The organism is Maribacter sp. 6B07, assembly GCF_002700155.1.
Classification (GTDB): Bacteria; Bacteroidota; Bacteroidia; order Flavobacteriales; family Flavobacteriaceae; genus Maribacter; species Maribacter dokdonensis.
Genome location: NZ_PDUT01000002.1, coordinates 1 through 23,852, shown reverse-complemented (window position 1 = coordinate 23,852; position 23,852 = coordinate 1). Strand labels below are relative to the sequence as shown.

Genomic DNA, 23,852 nt, shown 5'->3' with positions numbered 1-23,852 from the left:
CGATAACCTACATGAACACACCCCGTACCTTTACCGATAAATTTTTCTTGGTTGTTAAAGGACTTTGTATGGGCGCCGCCAATAAGGTTCCTGGCGTATCGGGTGGTATAGTTGCTTTCGTAGGTGGTTTTTACGAAGAATTTATTTATTCTTTACAAAAAGTAAATGCAAAAGCATTTAAGCTATTTGTCAATGGCCGGTTTAAAAGTTTCTACCGCTATATTAACGGCTCATTCTTAACACTGCTTATTTTTGGTATGCTGGTAAGTTATTTTAGCATTTCAAAAGTGTTAGATTATTTTCTAGTGAAACGGGAACTCTACGTTTGGGCCACATTCTTTGGCATGATACTAGGATCCATCTATTATATAGGTAAGGATTTCGACTATTGGAAAAAGAAAACCTTTACCGCCGCGTTCATTGGCCTAGCTGTAGGCATAGCAATAAGTTTTCTTAGTCCGGCAAAAGAAAATGACAATTTGCTATTTATTTTTCTATGTGGCATGATCAGTGTTTCAGGTATGACCTTGCCCGGTCTATCAGGTTCTTTTATTTTAATCTTACTAGGCAATTACGTATTGTTATTAGTAGATTCAGTTAACGCATTATACGATACATTTTCAGAATTACTGGTCGGTGATTTTAGTTTTACGAACAATACGGAGCGTTTACATACATTAAAAATACTTGCTGTCTTTACTTTGGGGTCTGCAACCGGTCTTGTAACCTTATCACACTTATTGACTTATGTATTAAAACATTATAAGCATGTAACCACGGCAACAATTCTTGGCTTTATAACAGGTTCATTAGGCGTGGTCTGGCCATGGAAAAAGACAATTTACAAAACAGATTTTGACGGAAACCTCATATTAGATTCTAATGGAAAGCAAATAATTATGAATTATGAGCGTTTTCTTCCGAATTTGACCATTGTAGAAAATTGGATCGCGATTTTCTTTATAATAATCGGTATTAGTATTTTGCTACTTTTAGATTGGTATGGAAAAAACAGAAGAACAGAAAGCTAATTATGGCTTAATAGGAAAAAATATTTCCTATTCATTTTCAAGAGGGTATTTTAAAAAGAAATTTGAAGAAATGGGCTTAAATGACCATGTCTATCAAAACTTTGACTTATCATCAATTTCAGATTTTCCAGCAATCTTCAAGAATACTAAAAATGTAAAAGGGCTGAACGTTACCATACCATACAAAGAAGAGGTCATGGATTTTTTAAACGACATTGATGCCGCGGCTAAAAAAATCGGTGCAGTGAACACCATAAAAGTCAGTAAAGAAGGTCTTAAAGGCTTTAATACAGATGCATATGGATTTAAAAAATCACTGGAACCACATTTAAAAAAACACCATCAAAAAGGATTGATTTTAGGTACGGGCGGGGCTTCTAAAGCTATAGCCTACGTTCTTGAAGAATTAGATATCACCTATTCTTTTGTCTCCAGAAGTGGTAAAAATAATGGATTCACCTATGATGAATTGACGGATGATATTATAGAAGAACATACGTTGATCATTAATTGTTCTCCCGTAGGCACATTTCCCGACATTGAAAAAAAACCAAATATCCCCTACAGAAAAATCAACCAAAAACATTTGCTGTTCGATCTCATTTACAATCCCGAAGAAACAGCATTCTTAAAAGCCGGTAAAACAAATGGGGCTACCATTTGTAATGGTTACAACATGCTAGAATATCAAGCTGAAAAATCTTGGGAAATCTGGAATAAATAAGTACCCTATTCACTTCACCAACCATCTTAAGACCTTATTTATTGAAATTTCCTATCAAATTGGGTTTTGCAATAGATTTAAAAAGAGTAATCAATTCTTTGCCAGTACTAGGGTTGTTACTATCTTGTAAGCATATAACATAGGATTATGTCTGAGGATAAACAACAAAAGCTACAAGAAAATTCAACGGAAGAAAAAACTACTGCCCAAGCAATTGAAAGCAAGGTAGAAGAAACTGTTGATGACAGTACAAATTCAACAGCGCAACCTGAAGAAAATGTACCTGAATCAAATGAATCTGCCGTAGAAACTGACGTCATGAACGAAATTGACGATTCTAACGCTGAAGATGCAGAAGATAGTGATACAGAAAAGAGACACGAAATTCCTATGCCAGACTACCATGAAATGAACATGGAAAACTTAGTTGGAGAACTACAGCGATTGGTAAAGCATGAAAAAGTTCAGGCCATAAGAAAGCATGTTGATAATATCAAAGATGAATTCAATCAGAAATTTGATGAATTTATTGAGGAAAAGAAAGAAGAATTTATCGCGAATGGCGGCAATGAAATTGATTTTAGATACAATTCCGTAGACAAAAGACAATTCAATGAAGTATATACAGAGTATAGAGAAAAGCGTAATCAATACTACAAAAGCCTAGAAAAAAGTCACAAAGAAAATCTAGCGTACAGGTTAGATCTAATTGAGCAATTAAAGGCATTGGTCAATGTAGAAGAAGATATAAACACAACGTATAACAACTTTAAAGATATACAAGCAAAATGGCGTCATGCCGGTCCTATACCTCGTGCAGATTACAATAATGTATGGAAAACCTACCATCACCATATTGAAATATTCTACGACTTTCTTAACATAAATAGAGATTTAAGAGATTTAGATTTTAAGCATAATCTTGAAGAAAAAAGTAAGATCGTTGCTAGAGCGGAAGAACTTGCCAAAGAACCAGATCTAAATAGGGCTTTCAGAGAATTACAAGTGCTGCATAAAATTTGGAAAGAAGATTTAGGTCCGGTAGGAAAAGATCACAGAGAAGAAATTTGGGATCGTTTTAGTGCTGCCACAAAAATTATACATGAAAGACGCCAAGACTATTTTAAAAATCTTGACAAAGTAAAAGAAGACAATCTAGAGCGTAAACATGCCATTATTGCTGAAATAAATACCCTTACCGAAAATGTATCGGACAATCACGGTAAGCTTCAACAACAGATTAAAAAGTTAGAAGAACTTAGAGAAGCATTTTTCACGGCCGGACAAGTACCACAAAAAGTAAACTCTAAAACATGGAACAGTTTTAAGGCCGCTGTAAGAGAGTTTAATCAGCATAAAAACGCATTTTACAAAAACCTTAAAAAGGAGCAGCAAGAAAATTTAGATAAAAAAAGAGCATTATTAGAAATAGCGATATCATTAAAGGATAGTGAAAATTGGGATGCTACTACTTCTGAAATGAAACGAATTCAAGGACAATGGAAAAAAATTGGCCATGTACCTAGAAAGTATTCAGATAAATTATGGAAAGAATTTAAAACGGCCTGTAATCACTATTTTGATAGATTAAATGCCCTAAAAAATGATGCTTTTAAAGAAGAAGAAGCAAATCTAAAGCAAAAAGAAGCTTTAATGGACCGCCTTAAATCTTTTGAATTAAGTGGCGACAAGTCTAAAGATCTTAATGACATCAAAAAGTTTTCTGAAGAATGGAAAGGTTATGGTAGAGTTCCATTTAAAAAGAAAAACATTAACCAAAAATTCGATAAAATAATTGACGCTCTCTATCAAAAATGCGGAGTGAGCAAGCAAGAGTCGGAGTTATTGAAATATGGAAACAAAATTCAACAGCTTGCTGATAATGACAATCAAGAACGTGCTATACAAAATGAGCGTACGTTTATCAGAAAGAAGATCGACGAAAGCAAAGATGAGATTAGACAGTTAGAGAATAATCTACAATTTTTCTCAAATGCTTCTGAAAGCAATCCTTTAGTACAAGATGTCATAAAAAGAGTAAACCAACACAAAGAATCTTTAGCTGCGTGGAAAGCAAAACTTAAAAAGCTAAATATTTTAAAAAACAATCTACTTAAAGAAGATGATGAAGGGGAATCTACTGATGAAGCCCAAACAGACGAATAAGTATTTTTAAGTTCTTGTAGATATAACATTTTAATAATTCAATCGTTAACAAGTAAGAAAAAACCTACAAGTATAATGTTAGGTAATATGTTATATCCAAAAAAATGGTAAAACCAGAAATACCAAAAAACGAACAAACTAGATTAGAGGTTTTAAATAGTTTCAATGTTTTAGACACATTGGAAGAAAAAGAATATGATGCTATAACACGCATTGCTGCTGAAATATGTGATACACCCATGGCACTTGTATCTTTAGTTGACAAAGATAGGCAGTGGTTTAAATCGCATCATGGTATTGACGCCACCGAAACACCAAGGGAACTTGCTTTTTGTGCTCATGCCATTAATTCCCCAGATTCCTTATTAATCGTAAATGATGCCAATAAAGATGAAAGGTTCTATGACAATCCTCTGGTAACCGGCGGACCTACGGTCCAGTTCTATGCAGGTGCTCCGTTGAACACTAAAGAGGGAGCTTCTATTGGAACGCTTTGCGTTATAGATACCAAACCAAGACAAGCTTTTACAGAAAAGCAACAAGCTTGCTTAAAAGATCTAGCTGACCAGGTAATAGCACAGTTAGAGCTACGAAAGCAGAACATTCAACAAAAACTAATTAATGAAGAATTACGTATAAAGAATGACCAGTTAAAACATTTATCATACCGACTAGCCCATGATATGAAAACACCATTACTTGGCATAAGTTCTATGGTAGCCTTTATCAATGAAGATTATGATGATTTACTTAAAGATACCGAAATACCAAGCTATCTAGGCACTATAGATAACAGGGTTGAGTATATGGAGGCATTGATCAACGGTATAATCAACTATAATTCTATAACCAATGCTGAAATAAAATTAGAAAAGTTTAACGTAACAAAAGAGTTACAACAAGTACTTCATAAGCACTCAGATATCCATAACGTAAAGTTACAACTGATCAATTGTGATCAAATTATTAACCAATCTTTAAATAGTTTTGATCAAATATTTAGGGATTTATTTTCCAACAGTCTAAAATTCGCCAACTCCCCTTCTACAGAAATCATAGTAACATTTAATGAAGACCAAGATTTTTATTACTTCACTTATGAAGACAATGGACCCGGAATAGCAGAAAAATATTGGAAAAAAGTATTTGGACTTTTTGAAAAACTAGGCACAGATGATGCTAAGGATACGGGTATTGGTCTAACAACTATTAAAACATTAATAGAGAAACTGGGTGGACAAATTAGGATAAATAACCGTGAAAATAATAAAGAAGGCGTGTTTTTTAGTTTTTCACTTGCTAAGTTTCATGCATTATAAATATATCAGGTACAAATTTAAACCATCATAAAATTTATTTTAGCACGCATAAAAAAAGCCTCTATACTAGAGGCTTTCATATGATAAGTCAATAACGATTATTTAGCAACATTAACCGCACGTGTTTCCCTTATGACCGTTACTTTCACTTGACCTGGATAGGTCATATCCGTTTGTATTTTTTGAGAAATTTCAAAGGACAGTTGAGCAGCTCTATCATCGTTTACTTTTTCACTTTCAACAATTACACGAAGCTCTCTACCTGCCTGTATAGCATATGCTTTTTGAACACCACTAAACCCAAAGGCAATTTCTTCTAGATCCTTTAAACGTTGAATATATGAATCTAACACTTGTCTTCTAGCTCCTGGTCTTGCTCCGCTTATGGCATCACAAACCTGTACTATAGGCGCAATCAATGTCTTCATTTCTATTTCATCATGGTGTGCTCCAATGGCATTGCAAACTTCTGGTTTCTCACCAAATTTTTCTGCCCATTGCATACCTAAGATAGCGTGTGGAGTTTCCACTTCATTTTCAGTATTAGGTACTTTTCCAATATCATGTAAAAGTCCGGCTCGTTTGGCAATTTTAGGATTCAAGCCTAGTTCAGATGCCATTACACCACAAAGTTTTGCAACTTCTCTTGAATGCTGTAACAAGTTCTGGCCGTAAGACGATCTATACTTCATTCTACCCACTGCACGAATAAGCTCTGGGTGAAGACCATGAATACCTAAATCTATAACGGTACGCTTTCCTATTTCAACAATTTCCGCTTCTATCTGCTTTTCGGTCTTCTTAACGATTTCCTCAATTCTTGCCGGATGAATTCTACCATCGGTAACCAGTTTATGAAGCGAAAGTCTTGCGACCTCTCTTCTAACCGAATCAAAACAAGAAAGTATAATTGCCTCAGGTGTATCATCCACAATGATCTCTACACCAGTAGCTGCCTCTAAAGCTCTAATATTTCTACCCTCTCTACCAATGATACGCCCCTTTACATCATCTGATTCTATATTGAATACAGACACACAGTTTTCAACAGCTTCTTCCGTACCTATTCTTTGAATAGTATTGATAATGATTTTACGAGCCTCTTGCTGTGCGGTAAGTTTAGACTCTTCAACAGTAGACTGTATAAAGGCCATTGCATCTGTTTTGGCTGTTTCCTTTAAGCTTTCTACTAGTTGATTTTTTGCTTCATCCGCAGATAGACCAGAAATAACTTCTAGTTGCTGAATTTGGCTTTTATGCATTTTATCCAACTCCTCATGACGCTTTTCAAAAAGTTGTCTTTTTTGTTCAACCTCTTTCAGCTTATTGTCTAATTGAGCATTCATGCTCTTATTTTTAGCAAGCTCACTACTTACTTGAGATTCTTTGTCTCTAGTTCTCTTTTCGGCATCATTGATTTTCTTATCCTTAGTATTGATAACTTTTTCATGCTCGGCCTTTAATTCTAAAAACTTTTCCTTTGCCTGTAATATTTTTTCTTTTTTGACACTTTCACCTTCTGCATTAGCGTCCTTTAAAATGCGTTCAGCATCTTTTTTAGCATTGATTATGGTTTTAGAGGCCTTCCCTTTTTCCAAAAATTTTGCAATCGCAAAACCTACTGCCAGCCCAACTATTGCGGCTATAACTATCATTGTACTATCCATAGTGTAATTTATTAATAAAAAAAAAGCCCACATTGGAGAAGTTTTGATCAAACTCCGGTAAACAGGTTTAGGGCTAACAGACTGATCAAGGATCCCTATACGAGTAGGGCCTGCTTTTACAATCTAAACTCACCCTTTTTAAAAAAAATAAATGTTGAGTTTGTCAAAAGGTATTACCAATGTGGGCAGTAACTTAATGTATTTATAAGAACGTTTTTATTTAAAAGCTAATTTAGAATTTACCAAGTCTTCAAGCGCTTTTAAACGTTCTTCAGCTTCTTTGGTACCCTCTACTTGCTCTATGCCATTCTGTTCAATTTTAGACGCAAATTGTAAGGCGCACATTGCCAATACATCTTGTTTGTCCCTAACTGCATAGTTCTGCTCAAATTTTTTAACCAACTGTTCTATGTTCTTGGCCGCTTTGCGCAAGCCTTCTTCTTGAGAGGGATCAATTGTTAATGGATATACCCTATCAGCAATAGAAAGTTTTATTTTGAGCTTATCTGACATATTATTATAAACATTACTCCGATAATTGGGCTATACAATGGTCCAACTCTCGTATTAATGTATTTATTTTAAGCTTAGCTTCTGTTTTATTGGTATTACTGCCAAGCATTGAGTTTGCAAGTTTAAGCGAATTATATTTTTCTTCCCATTCAGAAACTGTTTTACTAGCGTTCTCTTGAGAAGATTTTATTGTACGTAATTCTCTTTCCAATTCAATATTAGCATTGTTCAAAACCTCAAGTTTATGCAACAGCTTGCTAATTTTATTTTCTAAAGAATCAACGATTTTAATTAATTCGCTCATACATTACCGTCAATGCGATTTACACAAAGTTAACATACATATTATGACTTAGCAATAGTTTTGTGAAATATTCGTAGTTCATAAAATCTTAATTGATTTTTGCTTATGCAAAACGCTTTTACTTTATATTAATTTTAGCGGCATGTTCTTCATAGAATTGTCAATGATTATTTATTTTCGCAGTATTGCATTCTACCTATGAAAAAAATCTCAACAAGCCTGCTTTTTTTATTTTGTTTTGCCCTTTTTGCACAAAAAGATTATCCAAAAGGAGTTTTTGCGCCACCTATGGACATACCTATCATTTTGGCAGGTACTTTTGGCGAGCTGCGTTCTAATCACTTTCACTCTGGCGTTGACATAAAAACACAGCAAAGAGAAGGTATTCCTATAAATTCAATTGGTGATGGAACAATAACTAGAATTAAAGTTTCTCTTTGGGGCTATGGTAAGGTATTATACATTGCACACCCTAACGGCTATACTTCTGTTTACGGGCATCTTCAAAAATTTTCCCCATACATTGAAGAATACATCAAAAAAATACAATACGATAAAAAATCATTTGAGGTAGAAGTTTTTCCCGACTATGGGGAATTAAAGGTCTCAAAGGGAGAACTAATTGCCTATAGCGGAAACACTGGTGGTTCTGCCGGTCCGCACTTGCATTTTGAGATAAGAAGTAGTATTTCTGAAAAACCTACCAACCCGCTACTCTACGGTATGGATGTTGCAGATGCCACTAACCCGATTTTAGAGAAGCTATTTGTGTACCCACTAACCGATCAATCTCATGTAAACGGTAATTATAGCAGAACCCAAGTCAATTTCAAAAGACAAAGTGATGGCTCTTTTTTAGCAGATGACGTAACTGCGCTCGGTGATATTGGCATAGGCTTTGTTGGCTTTGACCGATTGGATATGGCCGCTAATAAAAATGGCGTTTACAGTGTAGAACTCAGTGTTAACGGTAAAGTGTACTCGTTATACGATTTTGAATCGTTCTCCTTTGGTGAAACCAGGTATATCAACACCTTAATAGACTATGATTACTATGGCAGAAATAGGCAGCGCATTCAAAAAAGTTTTAAATCCCCAGGTAACAATTTAAGTATTTATAAAGAATTGTTCAATGACGGAAAAATTAAGGTTAACGAAGGTCTAAGCTACAACGCAAAACTATTGATCAAGGATTTCGCAGGCAATAAACTTGTTATGAACATACCGGTTACTGGAAAGAAAAATCTTTTGGGCAACAAAAAAGAAACGATGACCACAGATAATTATATTACAGCAAAAAGACCTAATAATTTTGATTTGGACGGTGCCAAGGTATATTTCCCTGCCAACACGTTCTATGAAGATTTTTATATCGACTTAAAAAAAGGAAAAGACACGGTGACCATACACACCAATACGGTGCCTGCACATAGAAATTTCACAATAACTTTTGATGTTTCCAAATATTCAAAAGAAGAGCAAAAACAGTTATTTATTGCCAGGTTAGACTCTAAACTACGACCTAGCCACGCAAACACCTATAAACGAGGTAATGAATTTACCACTCGTACCCGTAATTTAGGAACCTATACTTTAGCAAAAGACACTATTGCACCAACCATTAGAACCAAAAATTTCAAAGAAAAGCAGTGGTTGAACAATTATAAATACCTAAGTGTTCAAATTGCAGATGACCTTAGTGGTGTAGATACTTACAAGGCAACTTTAAACGGTGAATGGATTTTAATGGAATACGAACCAAAACGTAATACGCTAACGTATAATTTTGACGATAAGATTGCTGACCAAACGCAATGCGTACTTAAAGTTACCGTTACTGATAATGTAGGTAATGAAAATACCTTGACCACTTCGTTTTATAGAAAATAGAATAATTGAAACTTAGCAATGTACAAAACCTTATAATACTGCTGTGCAGCACCTTTGGTTTTGCTCAGAACGCTACTATTTCGGGTGTTGTATTAGATGAGAACAATAAACCGCTGCCCAATGTGAACATTACGGCCAAGGATTTGGGTACAATTTCCGACTCGGACGGATTTTACCTTCTGGAAATTATAGCGGATAAGGAAAATACGATTTCCTTTTCTCACGTAGCCTTTAAAGATGTAGTTCTTGAAAATTTAATCCTAACTACGAACGAAACATTTGAATTCAATCCGGTTTTAAAAAGTGATGTCACCCAAATAGATGGTGTTACCGTTACCGCTACAGGAGAAAGAACAACCAATAATATTCTGAACATTACCCCAGAAAAAATCAGAAAAATTCCTGGCGCAAATTCTGGTGTTGAAACCATACTGAAACTATTACCGGGCGTATCTTCTAACAATGAGTTGAGTACCCAATACGCTGTGCGAGGCGGTAACTATGATGAAAATTTGGTCTACGTTAATGAAATTGAAGTGTACAGACCATTTTTAATTCGTTCTGCGCAGCAAGAAGGGTTAAGCTTTGTAAATAGCGACCTTGTTCAAAATGTAAAATTTTCCGCAGGAGGTTTTCAAGCCAAGTATGGAGATAAAATGTCCTCTGTACTTGACATTAAGTATAAAACGCCTACCCTATTTTCCCTGCGTGCAGATTTAAGTTTTTTGGGCGCTAGTGCCAGTTTAGAAACGATCTCTAAAAACAAAAAGTTAAGTTCGGTTTCAGGAATTCGCTATAGAAACAATGCATTATTAGTAAACAGTCAACAAACACAAAGCAATTTTAACCCTTCATTCACTGATGTCCAAAGCTATTTAACCTACCATGTCTCACCCAAATTTCAATTCAATTTTCTAGGAAATATTTCGGTCAACGATTACAAGAATGAACCCATTAACAGACAAACCAATTTTGGCACTATAGACAACCCACAAGCCTTAATCGTTTATTATGAGGGACAGGAAACAAACAAGTACAATACTGCTTTAGCAGCTTTAAAAGGCAGTTATTTTTTAGATGAAAACACGACAATAAAACTTATTTCATCAATCTATCATACCACAGAAGAGGAATACTCAGATGTAATTGCCGCTTATGAACTGGGCGATATAGATAGTAATTTAAATAGCGATACCGCAGGCCAAGTTTTAACGTCTCGTGGTATTGGGTCACAATTCAATAGAACAAGAAACGACCTCGATGCCCTAATTTTCAACTTAGAGCATAAAGGGAACCACACCAAAAACAACTCGCTTTTGGAATGGGGCGTAAAATATACGCACGAGGATATAAGAGATCAACTAAGAGAATCTGAGTTTATAGATTCCGCGGGATATTCCATTAGACCTCCACGAGCAGAATTCACGAACAACCAGCCTTCAGAACCGTTTGACGCCCCTTTAGTCGCTTATAATGGTCTCAGTGCTTTAAACTTTGTGAAAACAAATCGTTTTTCTGGTTATATTCAAATTGGCACCCACAAAACTTGGAACAATACAGATATCTACTATAATGCAGGATTACGCTCTCATCATTGGACAGTTAGTGGTACCGGTGTTGATAAGGTATCACAAACAGTAGTTAGCCCAAGGGCACAATTTGCCATTAAACCAAATTGGGAAAAAGACATGTTGTTCAAACTTTCTACGGGCATTTACCACCAACCGCCGTTTTACAGGGAACTAAGAGATAGTACTGGCACTATACAACCTAATGTAAAGGCACAAAAGGCATTTCATTTGGTAGCAAGCAATGAATATAGTTTTCAATTATGGGACCGTCCGTTTACACTCATAAGCGAAGCGTACTACAAAAAATTGAACAATGTAAATCCGTATTCACTAGAAGATGTACGCATTAGGTATACGGCAACAAATGATACCGAAGCTTATGTCTACGGTGCAGAAGTACGACTAAATGGTGCTTTTGTTCCGGGTACCGAATCTTGGGTTAGTTTAGGTTATTTAAAAACAGAGGAAAATAGAGATAATAGAGGTTATATAGCTAGACCAACCGACCAACGCTTTAAATTTGGCATTCTTTTTCAAGATTACATACCCACCATTCCTGATTTTAAGATGTATTTAAATTTGGTATACCAGACCGGTGTTCCAGGTGGTTCTCCTAGTTATGCGGACCCATATATATTTCAAAATAGATTAAGAGATTATAAACGTGCAGATTTGGGAATTTCCTATATTTTTGCAAACAAGGACAAACAATATTCAAGTACACATTGGCTTCATAGTTTTAAAGAATTGAGTTTAGGTTTTGAAATTTTTAATCTCTTCAACAATCAGAATTCAATTACCAATACTTGGGTAAGGGATGCGGATAGCAAAAATGAATTTGCCGTTCCAAACTACCTTACATCTAGAGTATTAAATTTAAGACTGGGAATTCGCCTATAAAAAACAAAAATGAAAAGATTACTTTTCTTAATAGCACTTACTTCTACCCTAACAGTCGTAGCCCAAAAGAACATTTACGAGAGTCCAAATTTTGACCACTTAAGTGAAGACCATCAGGTTTTGGCGATCATACCTTTTCTCACCAATTTAGATCTTAATGAGAAAGTATCTAAATCTGAACAAAAGAGATTAGAAGAAAATGAAGGGTATGCTGTACAAAATGCCCTTGAAACCTATTTTTCTAAACGAAGTAAAAAGAAAAAATTACCGGTAACCTTTCAAAACATAGAAAACACCGCTGCAATATTAGCTAAGAAAAATATAAGCTATGAGAATATTGATGTATACACCACCAAAGAGTTAAGTGAAATATTGGGTGTAGATGGTATCATAAGCGGTACGTTAGATCTAAATATACTATTGTCCAACGGAGTACCTACAGAATTCAGTTTTACGGATTACTTCTCTGGCGGTGCCAATTATGGAAGAATAGGTATAAAGATCAGTGATGGCAATACCGGCAAACTTCTATGGAAGTATGAAAAAGAAATAAATAAAAAGACAGGTAAAAACACTACCGATCTTATTGATCGAATGATGAAATTAGCTATTAGAAAATTCCCGTACGAAAGAGAGCGAAAACGCGATAGAAACAAGAGCTAATTACGCTTCAATTATTTCTTTAAGAACATTGACGGTATAATCAATATCTTCTTTTGTATTGTACGTTGAAAATGAAAAACGAACAGAAGGCTTTTTCATATCTTCATCATTTAGAATTTGTGTTAGTACATGAGAGCCCATATCACTACCAGATTGGCAAGCACTACCTTTAGAACAAGCAATACCTTTCATATCTAAATTAAATAGCAGTAGCATAGCCTTTTCTTCTTCAATTGGCAAGCAAACATTAACTAAGGTATAAGTACTTTTTTCCAAATCTCCAGAGTGTCCGTTAAATTTGGCACCTGGTATAGCAGACTTCACCTGATCTATAAAATAAGACTTTAAATCTTCTACATATTTCTTTTCTGTGTCCAAATTGTCATAGGCATGTTTAAAAGCCTCTTCCAAACCTACAATGTTATGGAATGATTCTGTTCCTGCCCGTAAGCCTCTTTCTTGAGAACCGCCCGAAATCATACACCCAAGACCAGAATTTTTTCGAATAAAAGCAAAACCAACACCTTTTGGACCATGAAATTTATGAGCTGCAGCAGCCAAAAAATCAATAGGAAAAGCTTTTACATCCCAATTATAATGTCCTAAAGATTGTACAGTATCAGAATGCACCAAAGCCCCATACTTTTTGCTTAATAGGGTAATTGCCTCTAAGTCTATCTTATTCCCAATTTCATTATTAACATGCATTAGGCTCACCAATTTTTTAGAATCATCTTTTTGCAATAAAGATTCTAAATGTGCTAAATCTGGATTTCCATAGGCATCAAGATCAACATATAATAATTTTATTAGCCCTTTCTCCTCCAATTCTTCTACGGTATGCAAAACAGCATGGTGCTCTATTCTTGTCGTAATAATAGTCGTAACCCCTAAATCACGTACGGCACATCTTAGAATCATATTATCCGCCTCGGTACCACCAGAAGTAAATATTATTTCAGAAGGTTGGGCATTCATATATTTAGCAATGGTTTTACGCGCGCTTTCAATAGCTGTTTTAGCGGTTCTACCAAAACTATGCGTAGAAGATGGGTTACCATAGGTAGCCAAGGCTTCTTGCATTTTGGCAATAACGTTAGAATGTACTTGAGTTGTTGCGGCGTTATCTAAATATACATGTTTCATATATGTGCATTCTTATATAAATAAAGCGCAAAAATAGTTAATTAACCTATAAATGACCCTTAAGCAAAGGAAGGTTTTCCAAATTTTAAATTAAATTTGACCTATGAAAAAATACCTTTTAATTGGTTGTTCCATTTTGTTCTTTGGATGTAACGATGGTGACTTACAAATAGAAACCGTTGATTTTGATAGTATAGAAACCGTACAATCATGCAATACTATTTCAGCATCTACAGAAAATGTTTTGTTCAAGATAAATGGAGATGAAGCTTTGATATTGACTTTACCAAGCGGGCTTTTAAAAAATGAAGCTTCTACTACCAGTATAGAAAGTGCAGTTCCTGGAAACTCTCAAATCAGTTATCGAATTTTTTCCGAAACAGTGACAAGTGCATATTTTTGCGACTCGCCACCACCACTTACACCAACTGTGCTTGAGGAAATTGAAGCCACAGGAGGTAGCATCATAATAACCACAACCGCATCAGAAGACAATGTAACTTTTAGTCATTTGGTTCAACTAAGCGGTGTTACCTTCTTAAATGAGAACGGTAGTAGAATTACAGATTTACAGATCAATGAATTTGGTACGGTAACCACATCTACAGAGTAACTAATTAATAATTCTGGAAAATATATACCTCTGTAGCGCCCAAGCCATATTTTTGGTAGTCCGCGTCATAAAATTTAACGTTGTCATATTTTCTGAATAAATAACCTAGTTCTTCCTTTAAGACGCCTTCACCCACACCATGAATAAATACTATTTTTTGAATACGTTTGTTTATGGCAAAATCCAATTGTCTTTTAGCGGTATCTAATTGTAGATTCAGCATATCAAACTTGCCCATAGATTTAGGATTTTTAACAAGCTGATTAATATGGAGGTCAACTTCCATTTTGGGTGCAGTACGCTCTTTTGGTTTTAGAACGCTCGTTTTTCTTCGCTTTGGTAATTCCTTTTCTTTTTTAACCTTGGCAACTTCATAATTACTAACCTTTATCTCATTAGAAACCAATACAAGTTCACGAGCTGCAAATGTTAAAGGAAAACCGTCTTCACTTATGAGTGTAACAGTATCATCAATTACAGATTCGACAACGCCTTTTATAACATCATCTATAGTTTCTACGGTATCGCCAATCTTAAATTGAGACATGTTTTTGTTTTGTAAACACAAAAATAATGGTAATTTTCCGACTATTAATTAATTTACAGATGCGCGTAAAGGCATTAATTCTTTTTTTAGCATTGGAAAATTTTATGCTTCCCTGTTTTACTAAACAGTTGCTTGGTGTAGATTGCCCTGGATGTGGATTGCAACGTTCTTTATTATTTTTGAGCAAGGGCGAATTTGTTTCCGCATTTTTAATGTATCCTGCAATTTACCCTATGCTAGCATTATTTACCTTCTTAGGAGTCAACAAATTTTTTCCCATTAAATATTCTAATCATATTACCATTACTCTTGCGGTATGTACCGTAGGTTTTATATTAACCAATTACATTTTAAAATTCATTTAATTAAACCTTTACATTATGGAACAACAAAAATTACCCAACGTAACAATAGCCTTAGTTCTTTCTATTATAGGATTTGTCTGCTGTTGTATAGGCGGGCTACCTGGTATTATTTTAGGCGGGATAGCATTTTTCTTAGCATCAAAAGACGAAAAACTATACAAGGAAAATCCGGAAAACTATTCCAACTACAGTACCTTAAAAACGACTAAAACCATTTCAATTGTCGTTTTGGTATTAGGGATTTTATATTTAGCATATTCTATCTATGGTATAATGAGCATTGGAGGTTGGGATGCATATATGGAACAAGTTAGAATTATGTCTGAACAATATTCACAATAATTAAATGAACAATTCCGAATATCAACAAATACCAGGCTCTAGTAACGCATTAACTTTTGGCATTTTATCTATTGTTTTAACCCTTTTCTGCTGTGGTCCTTTTGGGGCTATATTCAGCTTTATAGGTTTGAGCAATGCAAAAAACGCAAAGCGTTATTTTGAAACAAACCCTGGTAATTATAGAGGATACGAAAATATTAATACGGGAAGAATTCTCTCTTATATTGGTTTAGCATTATCGCTAATTTATCTGATATTTTGTATTCTTTATTTTGGATTGATCATCGCATTATTTACTACTGCAGATTTTCAATAAAAGCAATAATCAAAAAAAATCCCCGACTTACATCGGGGATTTTTTTATTATTAATTTTTAAACTCTTTCAGTGTTTTTATTATAATTGAAACACAATCCAAAAGCTGTTCTTTTGTCATCACCAATGGCGGTGCAAATCTTATAATGTTACCGTGTGTAGGTTTAGCAAGCAAACCATTTTCTTTAAGTGCCATGCAAATATCCCATGCAGTAGAACTATCTTCACTGTCGTTAATAAGTATAGCATTTAATAAACCTTTACCACGAACACTATTTACCAAATCTGTATGTGGAATAAACTTATTAAGTTCATCTCTAAAAAGTTCACCAAGTTCAAAAGCATTTTCGGCTAACTTTTCTTCCTTTACCACCTCTAAAGCAGCTATGGCAACAGCAGCCGCTATAGGGTTACCTCCAAAAGTACTTCCATGGTTACCTGGTCTAATAACTCCCATAATCCTATCATCTGCTAAAACAGCAGAAACTGGGTATGCACCTCCTGATAATGCCTTACCTAAAATAAGAATATCTGGTTTTACCTCTTCATAATCTACAGCGATCATTTTACCGGTTCTAGCGATACCGGTTTGTACTTCATCTGCAATAAATAGTACATTATACTTCTCGCATAATGCTTTGGCTCCGCTTAAATAACCTTCAGAAGGCACGTAAACTCCTGCTTCACCTTGTATAGGTTCCACTAAAAAACCTGCAACATTCGTGTTTGATTTTAAAACTTCTTCTAGAGCCGAAAGATTATCATACTCTATTTTAATAAATCCGTCTGTATACGGTCCAAAATTCTTTCGGGCAACAGGATCGTTAGAAAAAGAAATTATAGTAGTTGTTCGTCCATGAAAATTATTCTCACAAACAACAATTTCAGCATTGTTCTCTACAATTCCTTTTTCCTCATACGCCCATTTTCTACAAATTTTTAGTGCCGTTTCAACAGCTTCAGCACCGGTATTCATAGGCAACAACTTATCAAAATGAAAAGTTTCCGTAGCATATTTTTCATACTTGCCAAGCATATCATTATAAAATGCCCTTGAGGTCAAGGTAAGGGTCTTTGCCTGTTCTGTCATTGCATTAACAATCTTTGGATGACAATGACCTTGGTTAACTGCAGAATACGCAGAGAGAAAATCATAATACTTTTTACCTTCAACGTCCCATACATAAACACCTTCACCTTTGCTTAATACAACAGGTAATGGGTGATAATTGTGTGCTCCGTGTTTATCTTCTAATGCAATAGCATCTTTAGAAGATGTGATGTTTTCTAAAATTGACATGATAAAATTACTTTAAATAAAACTTTAGCAATTCCTTCTATACCTTTTTCCTTTCGAAGAGTCGAAAATTCAGCGTGGGAGAGAAATCATCCTTGTAGAATTTCAAAAGTACAAATTTATAATATGAATCATAAAATTTACGCTAAAACGTTTCAATATCTTGTTAATACTATCACTAACTATATTCCCAATCCAAAGAAACCCATTATTTTTGCGCTATGCGAAAAAAGAAGAAACGTTTAGTTTTTGAAAATGTAACCGTTACCGATGCTGCTGCCAAAGGCAAAACCATAGGTAAAGCTCCAGATGGTAGAGTAATTTTCCTGAACAACACTGTACCAGGTGATGTGGTAGATGTACAAACCACTAAAAAGCGAAAAGCTTATTTTGAAGGCACTGCGATCAATTTCCATAGTCTTTCCGACAAAAGGGTTGATCCAGTTTGTCAGCATTTTAATGTATGTGGTGGTTGTAAGTGGCAAGATATGGGCTATGAGCATCAACTTTTTTATAAGCAAAAAGAAGTAGAAAACAATCTTAAAAGAATTGGGCATTTAGATTTACCAGAGCTTACACCAATACTTGGTTCAGAGCAACAATATTTTTACAGAAATAAAATGGAATTTTCGTTTTCCGATAGCCGTTGGCTAACTCTTGACGAAATTCAATCTGATCAACAAATTGACAACAAAAATGCCTTGGGTTTTCATATACCAGGCATGTGGGATAAAATATTGGACATTAAAAAATGTCATCTTCAAAAAGACCCATCAAACGCAATTCGTTTAGAAACAAAAAGATTTGCGATTGAAAATGGATTAACCTTTTTTAATCCAAGAAACCAATATGGAATGTTACGTACATTAATGTTACGAACATCATCTATTGGCGAAATTATGGTTTTGGTACAATTCTTTGAAAATGACAAAGAGAAAAGGGAGTTGCTGTTAAATCATCTTTCTAAAACATTCCCAGAGATAACATCTTTGTTATATGTAATCAATCCAAAACAGAATGATACCATATACGATCAAGAAATTATCTGTTTTTCTGGTAGAGACCATATATTCGAAGAAATGGAAGGCTTGAAGTTTAAGATAAACGCCAAATCTTTTTATCAAACGAATTCAGAACAAGCATATGAGTTATATAAGATCACCAGAAATTTTGCAGATTTAAAAGGTGATGAATTGGTATATGATTTATATACAGGCACAGGAACCATTGCTCAATTTGTTTCAAAAAAAGCTAAAAAAGTAATTGGAATTGAATCTGTCCCAGAAGCTATTTTAGATGCCAAGGCAAATGCAGAGCGAAACAGAATTGAAAACGTAGATTTTTTTGTAGGCGATATGAAAAATGTTTTCAATGAACAGTTTATTGCTCAAAACGGTGTGCCAGATGTTATTATTACAGACCCACCTCGTGATGGCATGCATAAAGATGTAGTACAGCAAATATTGAACATTGCGCCTAAAAAAGTAGTTTATGTGAGTTGCAATAGCGCCACACAAGCAAGAGACTTAGAACTGATGAAGGAGATGTATACCATTACAAAGGTTCAGCCTGTAGACATGTTTCCGCAAACGCATCATGTAGAAAATGTTGTACTTTTAGAAAAGAAAGCCTAAAATGAAAAAAATTCACATCGGGTTACTACTATTATTAGGAATAATCTTTATCTCATCTTGTGAAAAAGATGATATCTGCGTAGAAGGTGACACTCCTTTGCTGGTCATAGAATTTTACGACGCCGAAGATACATCCACCTTAAAAGAAGTTCCAACTTTAAGGGTTGTTGGTGTAGGACAAACAATAACCGTAAATACGGTTACAGACCGCAGCAATTTGAGCACTATTTCCATACCACTAAAAACAGATGAAGACAGTACTAGCTTTATATTAATTAATAGCTCAGCGTCTGATGATGATGGTGCCGAAACAGGAAACCTGGACACCATTAATTTCTCTTATTCCAGAATTGAAGATTTTCTTTCACGCGGATGCGGTTTTATTGTCAATTATGATGAACTAACAGCAAATGTAACAGCGGATACCGATAATTGGATTCAAGATATAGAAATCACACAGTCTTTAGTCACCAACTCAGATTCTACACATGTCAAGATATTTCATTAGTCTTATAGTACTTTTAACTACGGTTACCGTATTAGGTCAAAATAAACCTATAGACCTTAACCCTAAAGACACGGTTGAACACAAACAATATTATGGACTTAGATTAGGTATAGATTTAAGTAGGATAATCACTGGTTCGTTAGATGATAATTATACAGGGTTTGAAATTGTAGCCGATTACCGACTAACACAAAATTTGTATTTAGCGGCAGAATTAGGTAGTGAAGAAAAAACAAGACAAGAAGATCTTTACAATTTTACAACTTCAGGAAACTACATTAAGATAGGGGTCAACAAAAACAACTATGCAAATTGGTATGGTGAACGTAACCTGATTTACATAGGAGGTAGATTGGCATTCAGTACGTTTGACAATACTTTAAATAACTACCAGTATTTTGACACCAATAGATACTGGAATCCGGATGATTTCGCCAATGGTTCTGATACTCCCGAGAACTTCTCAGGGCTTTCAGCAACCTGGCTAGAAGGTGTATTTGGTACTAAAGTAGAATTATTACATAATGTGTATGTTGGCGCTAGTGTGCGCTTAGGACTCATTCTTAGCCAAAAAGAAGATGAACGTTTTCCAAACCTATGGGTTCCCGGCTTTAATAAAGTTACTTGGGATAGTAATTTTGGTGTTGGATACAACTTCAGCATCTCATACTTCTTGTCTCTTTACAAAAAGAAGAACAAAGCAAAGAAAAAAGTTGAAAGTTCAACCGAACCCCAAGGTCCACCACCAAGACAGAACGAAGGTTTATAAAACCTTAAACCCTTTGGTAAAAATCCATTTCATTACAATTTTTTCAACACTTTCAATTTTGGCCACAGCAAACTTAGGGGCTAAAAATGATGCTAAAATTGCGGCAATTACAGATAAATAAATTGAACTAATTGTTAAAGTCATAAACAATACAACACGGAAAACAATAAAAAGTATTGCGAAAGCTAAAAAATTAAATACTAACACTTTGTGTTTTAATTTCATTTCTCAGTTCTGTTTTGATGTTTAGCTTTTTTACTACCTTCATACATCTCGTATTTTACCAATCTAGATTCTAGGTGACTATTAAAAACCTTTATTTTTCTAGACGGCCGTAAACCCACAAATTTCAAGGCAGGTAAATTACTAGTTACAAACCAAGCATTGGTTCCTGGATATCCCTGTTTTAAAGTATCTCCAATAGCACTATAAAAATTTTCCATCTCTATATCCAAACGTTCGCCATAAGGAGGGTTAAAACACATATGTAAAGTTCCCTCGGTTTGTTTGGTAGTTCTGAAAAAATCTTTTCTTTCAACGGTAATATAATCCTCTAAATGAGCATTTTCTATATTATCCTGTGCCTTTCTCACTGCAGAAGGTGCTTTATCATATCCAATAATCTTATAATGAAACTCTCTTGTTTTCTTCAAACTAGATTCTACAATCTTCTCATATAGCTCAGCATCAAAATCTGTCCATTTTTCAAAAGCAAAACTCTTTCTATTAATATTTGCAGGTATATTGCATGCTATCATAGCCGCTTCTGTCAGCATAGTACCACTACCACACATAGGATCCATAAAATCACATTGACCGTCCCAACCACTTAACAAAAGTAAACCTGAAGCAAGCACCTCGTTAATAGGAGCAATATTAGTAGCGGTACGGTACCCTCTTTTATGTAATGAATAACCAGAACTATCCAATGATACATTACATTCATTATTGTGAATATGAATATTAATACGTAAATCTGGATCCTTAACATCAACATCTGGCCTAGTACCATCAGTATCTCTAAACTTATCTACAATAGCATCTTTAGTTTTTTGAGACACGTACAAAGAATGCGTAAACTGATCTGAATTTACCGTAGCATCTATTGCAAAAGTTTCACTGACAGAAAGATATTCCGTCCAGTCCATTGCATAGATTTTCTTATAAAGATCATTTTCATCCCTAACTCTAAATGAATGTATAGGTTTAATTATTTTAATTGCGGTACGCAAGCAAAGATTAGCCTTATACATAAATCCGTTATCTCCTTCAAAAGATACATTTCTAACACCTTCAACAACATTACTTGCACCAAGATTTCTTAGCTCTTTAGATAAAAGTTCCTCAAATCCGAATAAGGTCTTAGCGACCATCTTAAAATTATTACCCATATTCATTTTTTCTCGAACCACAAAAATACGCTAATTTTGACGCCTGTTTAATTTATGACCTATTTCCTTTTATAAAAGGTTTATCAGCAACACATGATTTATATATTACCTATTCTAGGAGTGCTTATCAGTTTTCTTTTTGTGGTTGTTGCAAAACCCAAAAAAAATGAGTCCTTTAAACTTTTATTAGCTTTTAGTGGAGCATTTCTGTTAGCCCTAACAATTTTTGAAATGTTACCGGAGGTATATGCAAATACCAACCCAAAATCTATTGGTGTTTTTATTATGTTGGGCATACTATTTCAAATTTTCTTAGAGTTTTTCTCAAAAGGAGCTGAACACGGCCATGTGCACATTTCCAAGGAAAGTCAGAACTTTCCTTGGTTACTATTTTTTAGTCTTTGTATACATTCATTGCTAGAAGGTCTTCCAATAGGCACAAATGACACCATCATATATGGTATATTAATTCACAAAATTCCAATTGCAATAATCTTAAGCATTTTTCTTTTAGGCTCAAACATTAAGCCACTACATGCTGCTTTTTTTATGCTATTATTTTCCGTAATGACTCCTATCGGCACTTTATTAGCCCATACAACAACTATTCTATCAAGGTACGGCATGTATTTAAATGCTTTCGTAATTGGCGTATTCTTACATATATCAACAGTAATTTTATTTGAAAGTTCTGAAGGTCATAAATTCAATCTTCGAAAACTTTTGGTAATTATACTAGGTATAACCATTGCTTATTATTTATAAATGTTCAGTAAAGAAGAATCGAGAAAACTACGAGAAGAATTTTGGATTGCATTTGGAAAATCCTTTCCAAATAAATGGACTTTATATAAAACTGAAGTTAAGGGATTATCTTTTAAATTTCATTTTGATTTAAAAAGGGCTATAGTGTCTATAGATGTAGATTCAGATTTTGAACAACGAATAAGAGTATGGGATAAATTAGTTGCCCTAAAATCAATTTTACTAAATGAATATTTACATGAAGCTATCTTCGAAGATTTCTATTTACTAGAAAACAAAAAAGAGATATCAAGAATTTATGTAGAGCTAAACCATGTATCTATACACAACAAGAATACTTGGAGAGAAACGATGGAATTCTTAAACCAGAACATGCTACAGATAGAAAGGTTTTATGAAGAGTATAAAGACATCATAGATTCATAATTACATTCTATTGTTGAATCTATTAGACTAATTAGACTACATCTAGATAGATGAAAAACCAATGGCTTATTGCACCGCACAGGACAAAAAGATGCCATATGAAATGATTATAGGGGATTCTTCTAACGGCATAAAAAATTATCCCAATAGTATAGAAAGCACCACCTAGCATAAGTAAATTAATTCCATTTTCTGACGTATTATCTATTAAATTTTGAAAATCGAATACAATCAACCATCCCATAGCTAAGTATAGCAACAATGATATAATTTCAAACTTACCGGTAAAAAACAATTTTAAAATAGTCCCCACAGCTGCAATTACCCATACCGTTCCAAATATCAACCATCCATTGCCGTTAATAAGAGTTATAAGTGCCACAGGAGTATATGTTCCGGCAATTAGATAGTATATATTAATATGATCAAGAATTCTGGTCCTTAGTTTCCAAATTCTATTTTCAACAGCGTGATAGATTGTAGACACTGTTAACATACTAATTAAGGATATACTGTAAATAATAATAGCAAATGTAGCATATACCGATTTATGACTATTAGCGTTGATTAAAACAATCATACCTACCATTGCCAATACGGCACCAACACCATGAGAAATGGTATTAAATTTTTCTTCCTTTTCTAACGAATTTAGATATGGCATAACGATTATTTTAACTTAATCCTTATCATATGCTTTTGGCACATATAGCATTACTTATTATCTATTTGCACCAAAATTAAGTCTATTAAATAATATCTGATAATGCTAAGGTAATTATTGAAAAGATATTTTGGTAATCCTTGACTTTCCAATTAGGGTATAAAAAAAGCCCCTTACATTACTGTAAGGGGCTTTCGAAAAAGGCGGCTACCTACTCTCCCACTTGGTATAGCAGTACCATCGGCGCAAACGGTCTTAACTTCCCTGTTCGGAATGGTAAGGGGTGGGCCCCGTAAGCTCGGAAGCGCACACGTTTAGGGATA

At 34.5% G+C, this 23,852-nt stretch carries 25 protein-coding genes and 1 other RNA gene; 16 read left to right on the top strand and 10 right to left on the bottom strand.

What is annotated here, in order from left to right:
• The first annotated feature begins 11 nt into the window (after nt 1-11).
• The 4 genes from CSC80_RS09925 (at nt 12) to CSC80_RS09910 (ending at nt 5,240) form a co-directional block, all read left to right on the top strand.
• Nucleotides 12-1,031, top strand: coding sequence for a DUF368 domain-containing protein (locus CSC80_RS09925; RefSeq protein WP_099191515.1), 1,020 nt, complete (start codon nt 12-14; stop codon nt 1,029-1,031).
• Nucleotides 1,003-1,755 (top strand): shikimate dehydrogenase, encoded by a 753-nt coding sequence (locus tag CSC80_RS09920; RefSeq protein ID WP_099191513.1) that lies wholly within the window; start codon nt 1,003-1,005, stop codon nt 1,753-1,755. Before CSC80_RS09925 ends, CSC80_RS09920 begins: the two co-directional genes overlap by 29 nt.
• Nucleotides 1,756-1,902: 147 nt before the next feature.
• The gene (locus CSC80_RS09915; RefSeq protein WP_099191511.1) at nt 1,903-3,921 is read left to right on the top strand and encodes a DUF349 domain-containing protein; all 2,019 of its coding nucleotides are present in this window, start codon (nt 1,903-1,905) and stop codon (nt 3,919-3,921) included.
• A gap of 104 nt (nt 3,922-4,025) precedes the next feature.
• Nucleotides 4,026-5,240, top strand: coding sequence for a GAF domain-containing sensor histidine kinase (locus CSC80_RS09910; RefSeq protein ID WP_099191510.1), 1,215 nt, complete (start codon nt 4,026-4,028; stop codon nt 5,238-5,240).
• Between the two features lie 98 nt (nt 5,241-5,338).
• Here the strand turns inward: CSC80_RS09910 and rny are convergent, their stop codons facing one another.
• The 4 genes from rny to CSC80_RS09890 form a co-directional block, all read right to left on the bottom strand.
• Nucleotides 5,339-6,907: a ribonuclease Y gene (gene rny, locus CSC80_RS09905; RefSeq protein ID WP_099192286.1), complete on the bottom strand. Its 1,569-nt coding sequence runs from the start codon at nt 6,905-6,907 to the stop codon at nt 5,339-5,341.
• A gap of 49 nt (nt 6,908-6,956) precedes the next feature.
• A non-coding RNA gene (gene ssrS / locus CSC80_RS09900) (6S RNA) lies at nt 6,957-7,067 on the bottom strand.
• Between the two features lie 56 nt (nt 7,068-7,123).
• Nucleotides 7,124-7,420, bottom strand: a complete 297-nt coding sequence (locus CSC80_RS09895; protein ID WP_099191508.1) for a cell division protein ZapA — start codon at nt 7,418-7,420, stop codon at nt 7,124-7,126.
• A 13-nt stretch (nt 7,421-7,433) separates the two neighbouring features.
• Nucleotides 7,434-7,724 carry a hypothetical protein gene (locus CSC80_RS09890; protein ID WP_058103370.1) on the bottom strand — a complete coding sequence of 97 codons (291 nt, stop codon included), beginning with the start codon at nt 7,722-7,724 and terminating at the stop codon, nt 7,434-7,436.
• Between the two features lie 198 nt (nt 7,725-7,922).
• Between CSC80_RS09890 and CSC80_RS09885 the strand changes: the two genes are divergently transcribed.
• From CSC80_RS09885 to CSC80_RS09875, 3 genes are read left to right on the top strand one after another with little or no spacing between them, the layout of a single operon-like run.
• Nucleotides 7,923-9,614 carry a M23 family metallopeptidase gene (locus CSC80_RS09885; RefSeq protein ID WP_099191506.1) on the top strand — a complete coding sequence of 564 codons (1,692 nt, stop codon included), beginning with the start codon at nt 7,923-7,925 and terminating at the stop codon, nt 9,612-9,614.
• A 5-nt stretch (nt 9,615-9,619) separates the two neighbouring features.
• Nucleotides 9,620-12,085, top strand: coding sequence for a TonB-dependent receptor (locus CSC80_RS09880; protein WP_099191504.1), 2,466 nt, complete (start codon nt 9,620-9,622; stop codon nt 12,083-12,085).
• A 9-nt stretch (nt 12,086-12,094) separates the two neighbouring features.
• On the top strand, nt 12,095-12,748 hold the full coding sequence (locus tag CSC80_RS09875; protein WP_058103373.1) for a hypothetical protein: 654 nt from the start codon (nt 12,095-12,097) through the stop codon (nt 12,746-12,748).
• Here CSC80_RS09875 and CSC80_RS09870 read toward each other — a convergent pair whose 3' ends face one another.
• On the bottom strand, nt 12,749-13,894 hold the full coding sequence (locus tag CSC80_RS09870; protein WP_074673010.1) for a cysteine desulfurase family protein: 1,146 nt from the start codon (nt 13,892-13,894) through the stop codon (nt 12,749-12,751).
• 103 nt (nt 13,895-13,997) lie between these two features.
• Here CSC80_RS09870 and CSC80_RS09865 point away from each other — a divergent pair, with 103 nt between their 5' ends.
• Entirely contained in the window at nt 13,998-14,507 is a 510-nt protein-coding gene (locus tag CSC80_RS09865; protein ID WP_091605557.1) for a hypothetical protein, read from the top strand.
• 4 nt (nt 14,508-14,511) lie between these two features.
• Here CSC80_RS09865 and CSC80_RS09860 read toward each other — a convergent pair whose 3' ends face one another.
• A complete protein-coding gene (locus CSC80_RS09860; RefSeq protein ID WP_099191502.1) occupies nt 14,512-15,054 on the bottom strand; it encodes a Smr/MutS family protein in 543 nt (180 codons plus the stop codon).
• 59 nt (nt 15,055-15,113) lie between these two features.
• Here CSC80_RS09860 and CSC80_RS09855 point away from each other — a divergent pair, with 59 nt between their 5' ends.
• Genes CSC80_RS09855 through CSC80_RS09845 form a run of 3 tightly spaced genes read left to right on the top strand, consistent with a single transcriptional unit; the run spans nt 15,114 to nt 16,077 of the window.
• A complete protein-coding gene (locus CSC80_RS09855; protein ID WP_058103377.1) occupies nt 15,114-15,419 on the top strand; it encodes a DUF2752 domain-containing protein in 306 nt (101 codons plus the stop codon).
• 15 nt (nt 15,420-15,434) lie between these two features.
• The gene (locus tag CSC80_RS09850; protein WP_058103378.1) at nt 15,435-15,761 is read left to right on the top strand and encodes a CCC motif membrane protein; all 327 of its coding nucleotides are present in this window, start codon (nt 15,435-15,437) and stop codon (nt 15,759-15,761) included.
• 4 nt (nt 15,762-15,765) lie between these two features.
• Entirely contained in the window at nt 15,766-16,077 is a 312-nt protein-coding gene (locus CSC80_RS09845) for a CCC motif membrane protein (protein ID WP_074673002.1), read from the top strand.
• Nucleotides 16,078-16,127: 50 nt separating this feature from the next.
• On the opposite strand, the gene rocD is transcribed toward CSC80_RS09845, so the two are convergent.
• Nucleotides 16,128-17,375: an ornithine--oxo-acid transaminase gene (rocD, locus tag CSC80_RS09840; protein WP_058103380.1), complete on the bottom strand. Its 1,248-nt coding sequence runs from the start codon at nt 17,373-17,375 to the stop codon at nt 16,128-16,130.
• Nucleotides 17,376-17,593: 218 nt separating this feature from the next.
• On the opposite strand from rocD, the gene rlmD reads away from it, so the two are divergent.
• From rlmD to CSC80_RS09825, 3 genes are read left to right on the top strand one after another with little or no spacing between them, the layout of a single operon-like run.
• Nucleotides 17,594-19,006 carry a 23S rRNA (uracil(1939)-C(5))-methyltransferase RlmD gene (gene rlmD / locus CSC80_RS09835; protein ID WP_074672999.1) on the top strand — a complete coding sequence of 471 codons (1,413 nt, stop codon included), beginning with the start codon at nt 17,594-17,596 and terminating at the stop codon, nt 19,004-19,006.
• Nucleotide 19,007: 1 nt separating this feature from the next.
• Nucleotides 19,008-19,514: a DUF6452 family protein gene (locus tag CSC80_RS09830; RefSeq protein WP_071341728.1), complete on the top strand. Its 507-nt coding sequence runs from the start codon at nt 19,008-19,010 to the stop codon at nt 19,512-19,514.
• Complete coding sequence (locus CSC80_RS09825; RefSeq protein ID WP_099191501.1) at nt 19,495-20,283, top strand: DUF6048 family protein; 789 nt, start codon at nt 19,495-19,497, stop codon at nt 20,281-20,283. Before CSC80_RS09830 ends, CSC80_RS09825 begins: the two co-directional genes overlap by 20 nt.
• Here CSC80_RS09825 and CSC80_RS09820 read toward each other — a convergent pair.
• Nucleotides 20,278-20,508 carry a hypothetical protein gene (locus tag CSC80_RS09820; RefSeq protein ID WP_099191499.1) on the bottom strand — a complete coding sequence of 77 codons (231 nt, stop codon included), beginning with the start codon at nt 20,506-20,508 and terminating at the stop codon, nt 20,278-20,280. The two genes, CSC80_RS09825 and CSC80_RS09820, sit on opposite strands and share 6 nt — an antisense overlap.
• Complete coding sequence (locus tag CSC80_RS09815; RefSeq protein ID WP_074672991.1) at nt 20,505-21,674, bottom strand: THUMP domain-containing protein; 1,170 nt, start codon at nt 21,672-21,674, stop codon at nt 20,505-20,507. The genes CSC80_RS09820 and CSC80_RS09815 overlap by 4 nt, the downstream gene beginning before the upstream one ends.
• A 93-nt stretch (nt 21,675-21,767) precedes the next feature.
• Between CSC80_RS09815 and CSC80_RS09810 the strand changes: the two genes are divergently transcribed.
• Nucleotides 21,768-22,439: a ZIP family metal transporter gene (locus CSC80_RS09810; protein WP_099191497.1), complete on the top strand. Its 672-nt coding sequence runs from the start codon at nt 21,768-21,770 to the stop codon at nt 22,437-22,439.
• The gene (locus CSC80_RS09805) at nt 22,440-22,865 is read left to right on the top strand and encodes a DUF4268 domain-containing protein (protein WP_074672986.1); all 426 of its coding nucleotides are present in this window, start codon (nt 22,440-22,442) and stop codon (nt 22,863-22,865) included.
• Nucleotides 22,866-22,896: 31 nt separating this feature from the next.
• Here the strand turns inward: CSC80_RS09805 and CSC80_RS09800 are convergent, their stop codons facing one another.
• Complete coding sequence (locus CSC80_RS09800; RefSeq protein ID WP_099191495.1) at nt 22,897-23,529, bottom strand: hemolysin III family protein; 633 nt, start codon at nt 23,527-23,529, stop codon at nt 22,897-22,899.
• Nucleotides 23,530-23,852: the final 323 nt, after the last annotated feature.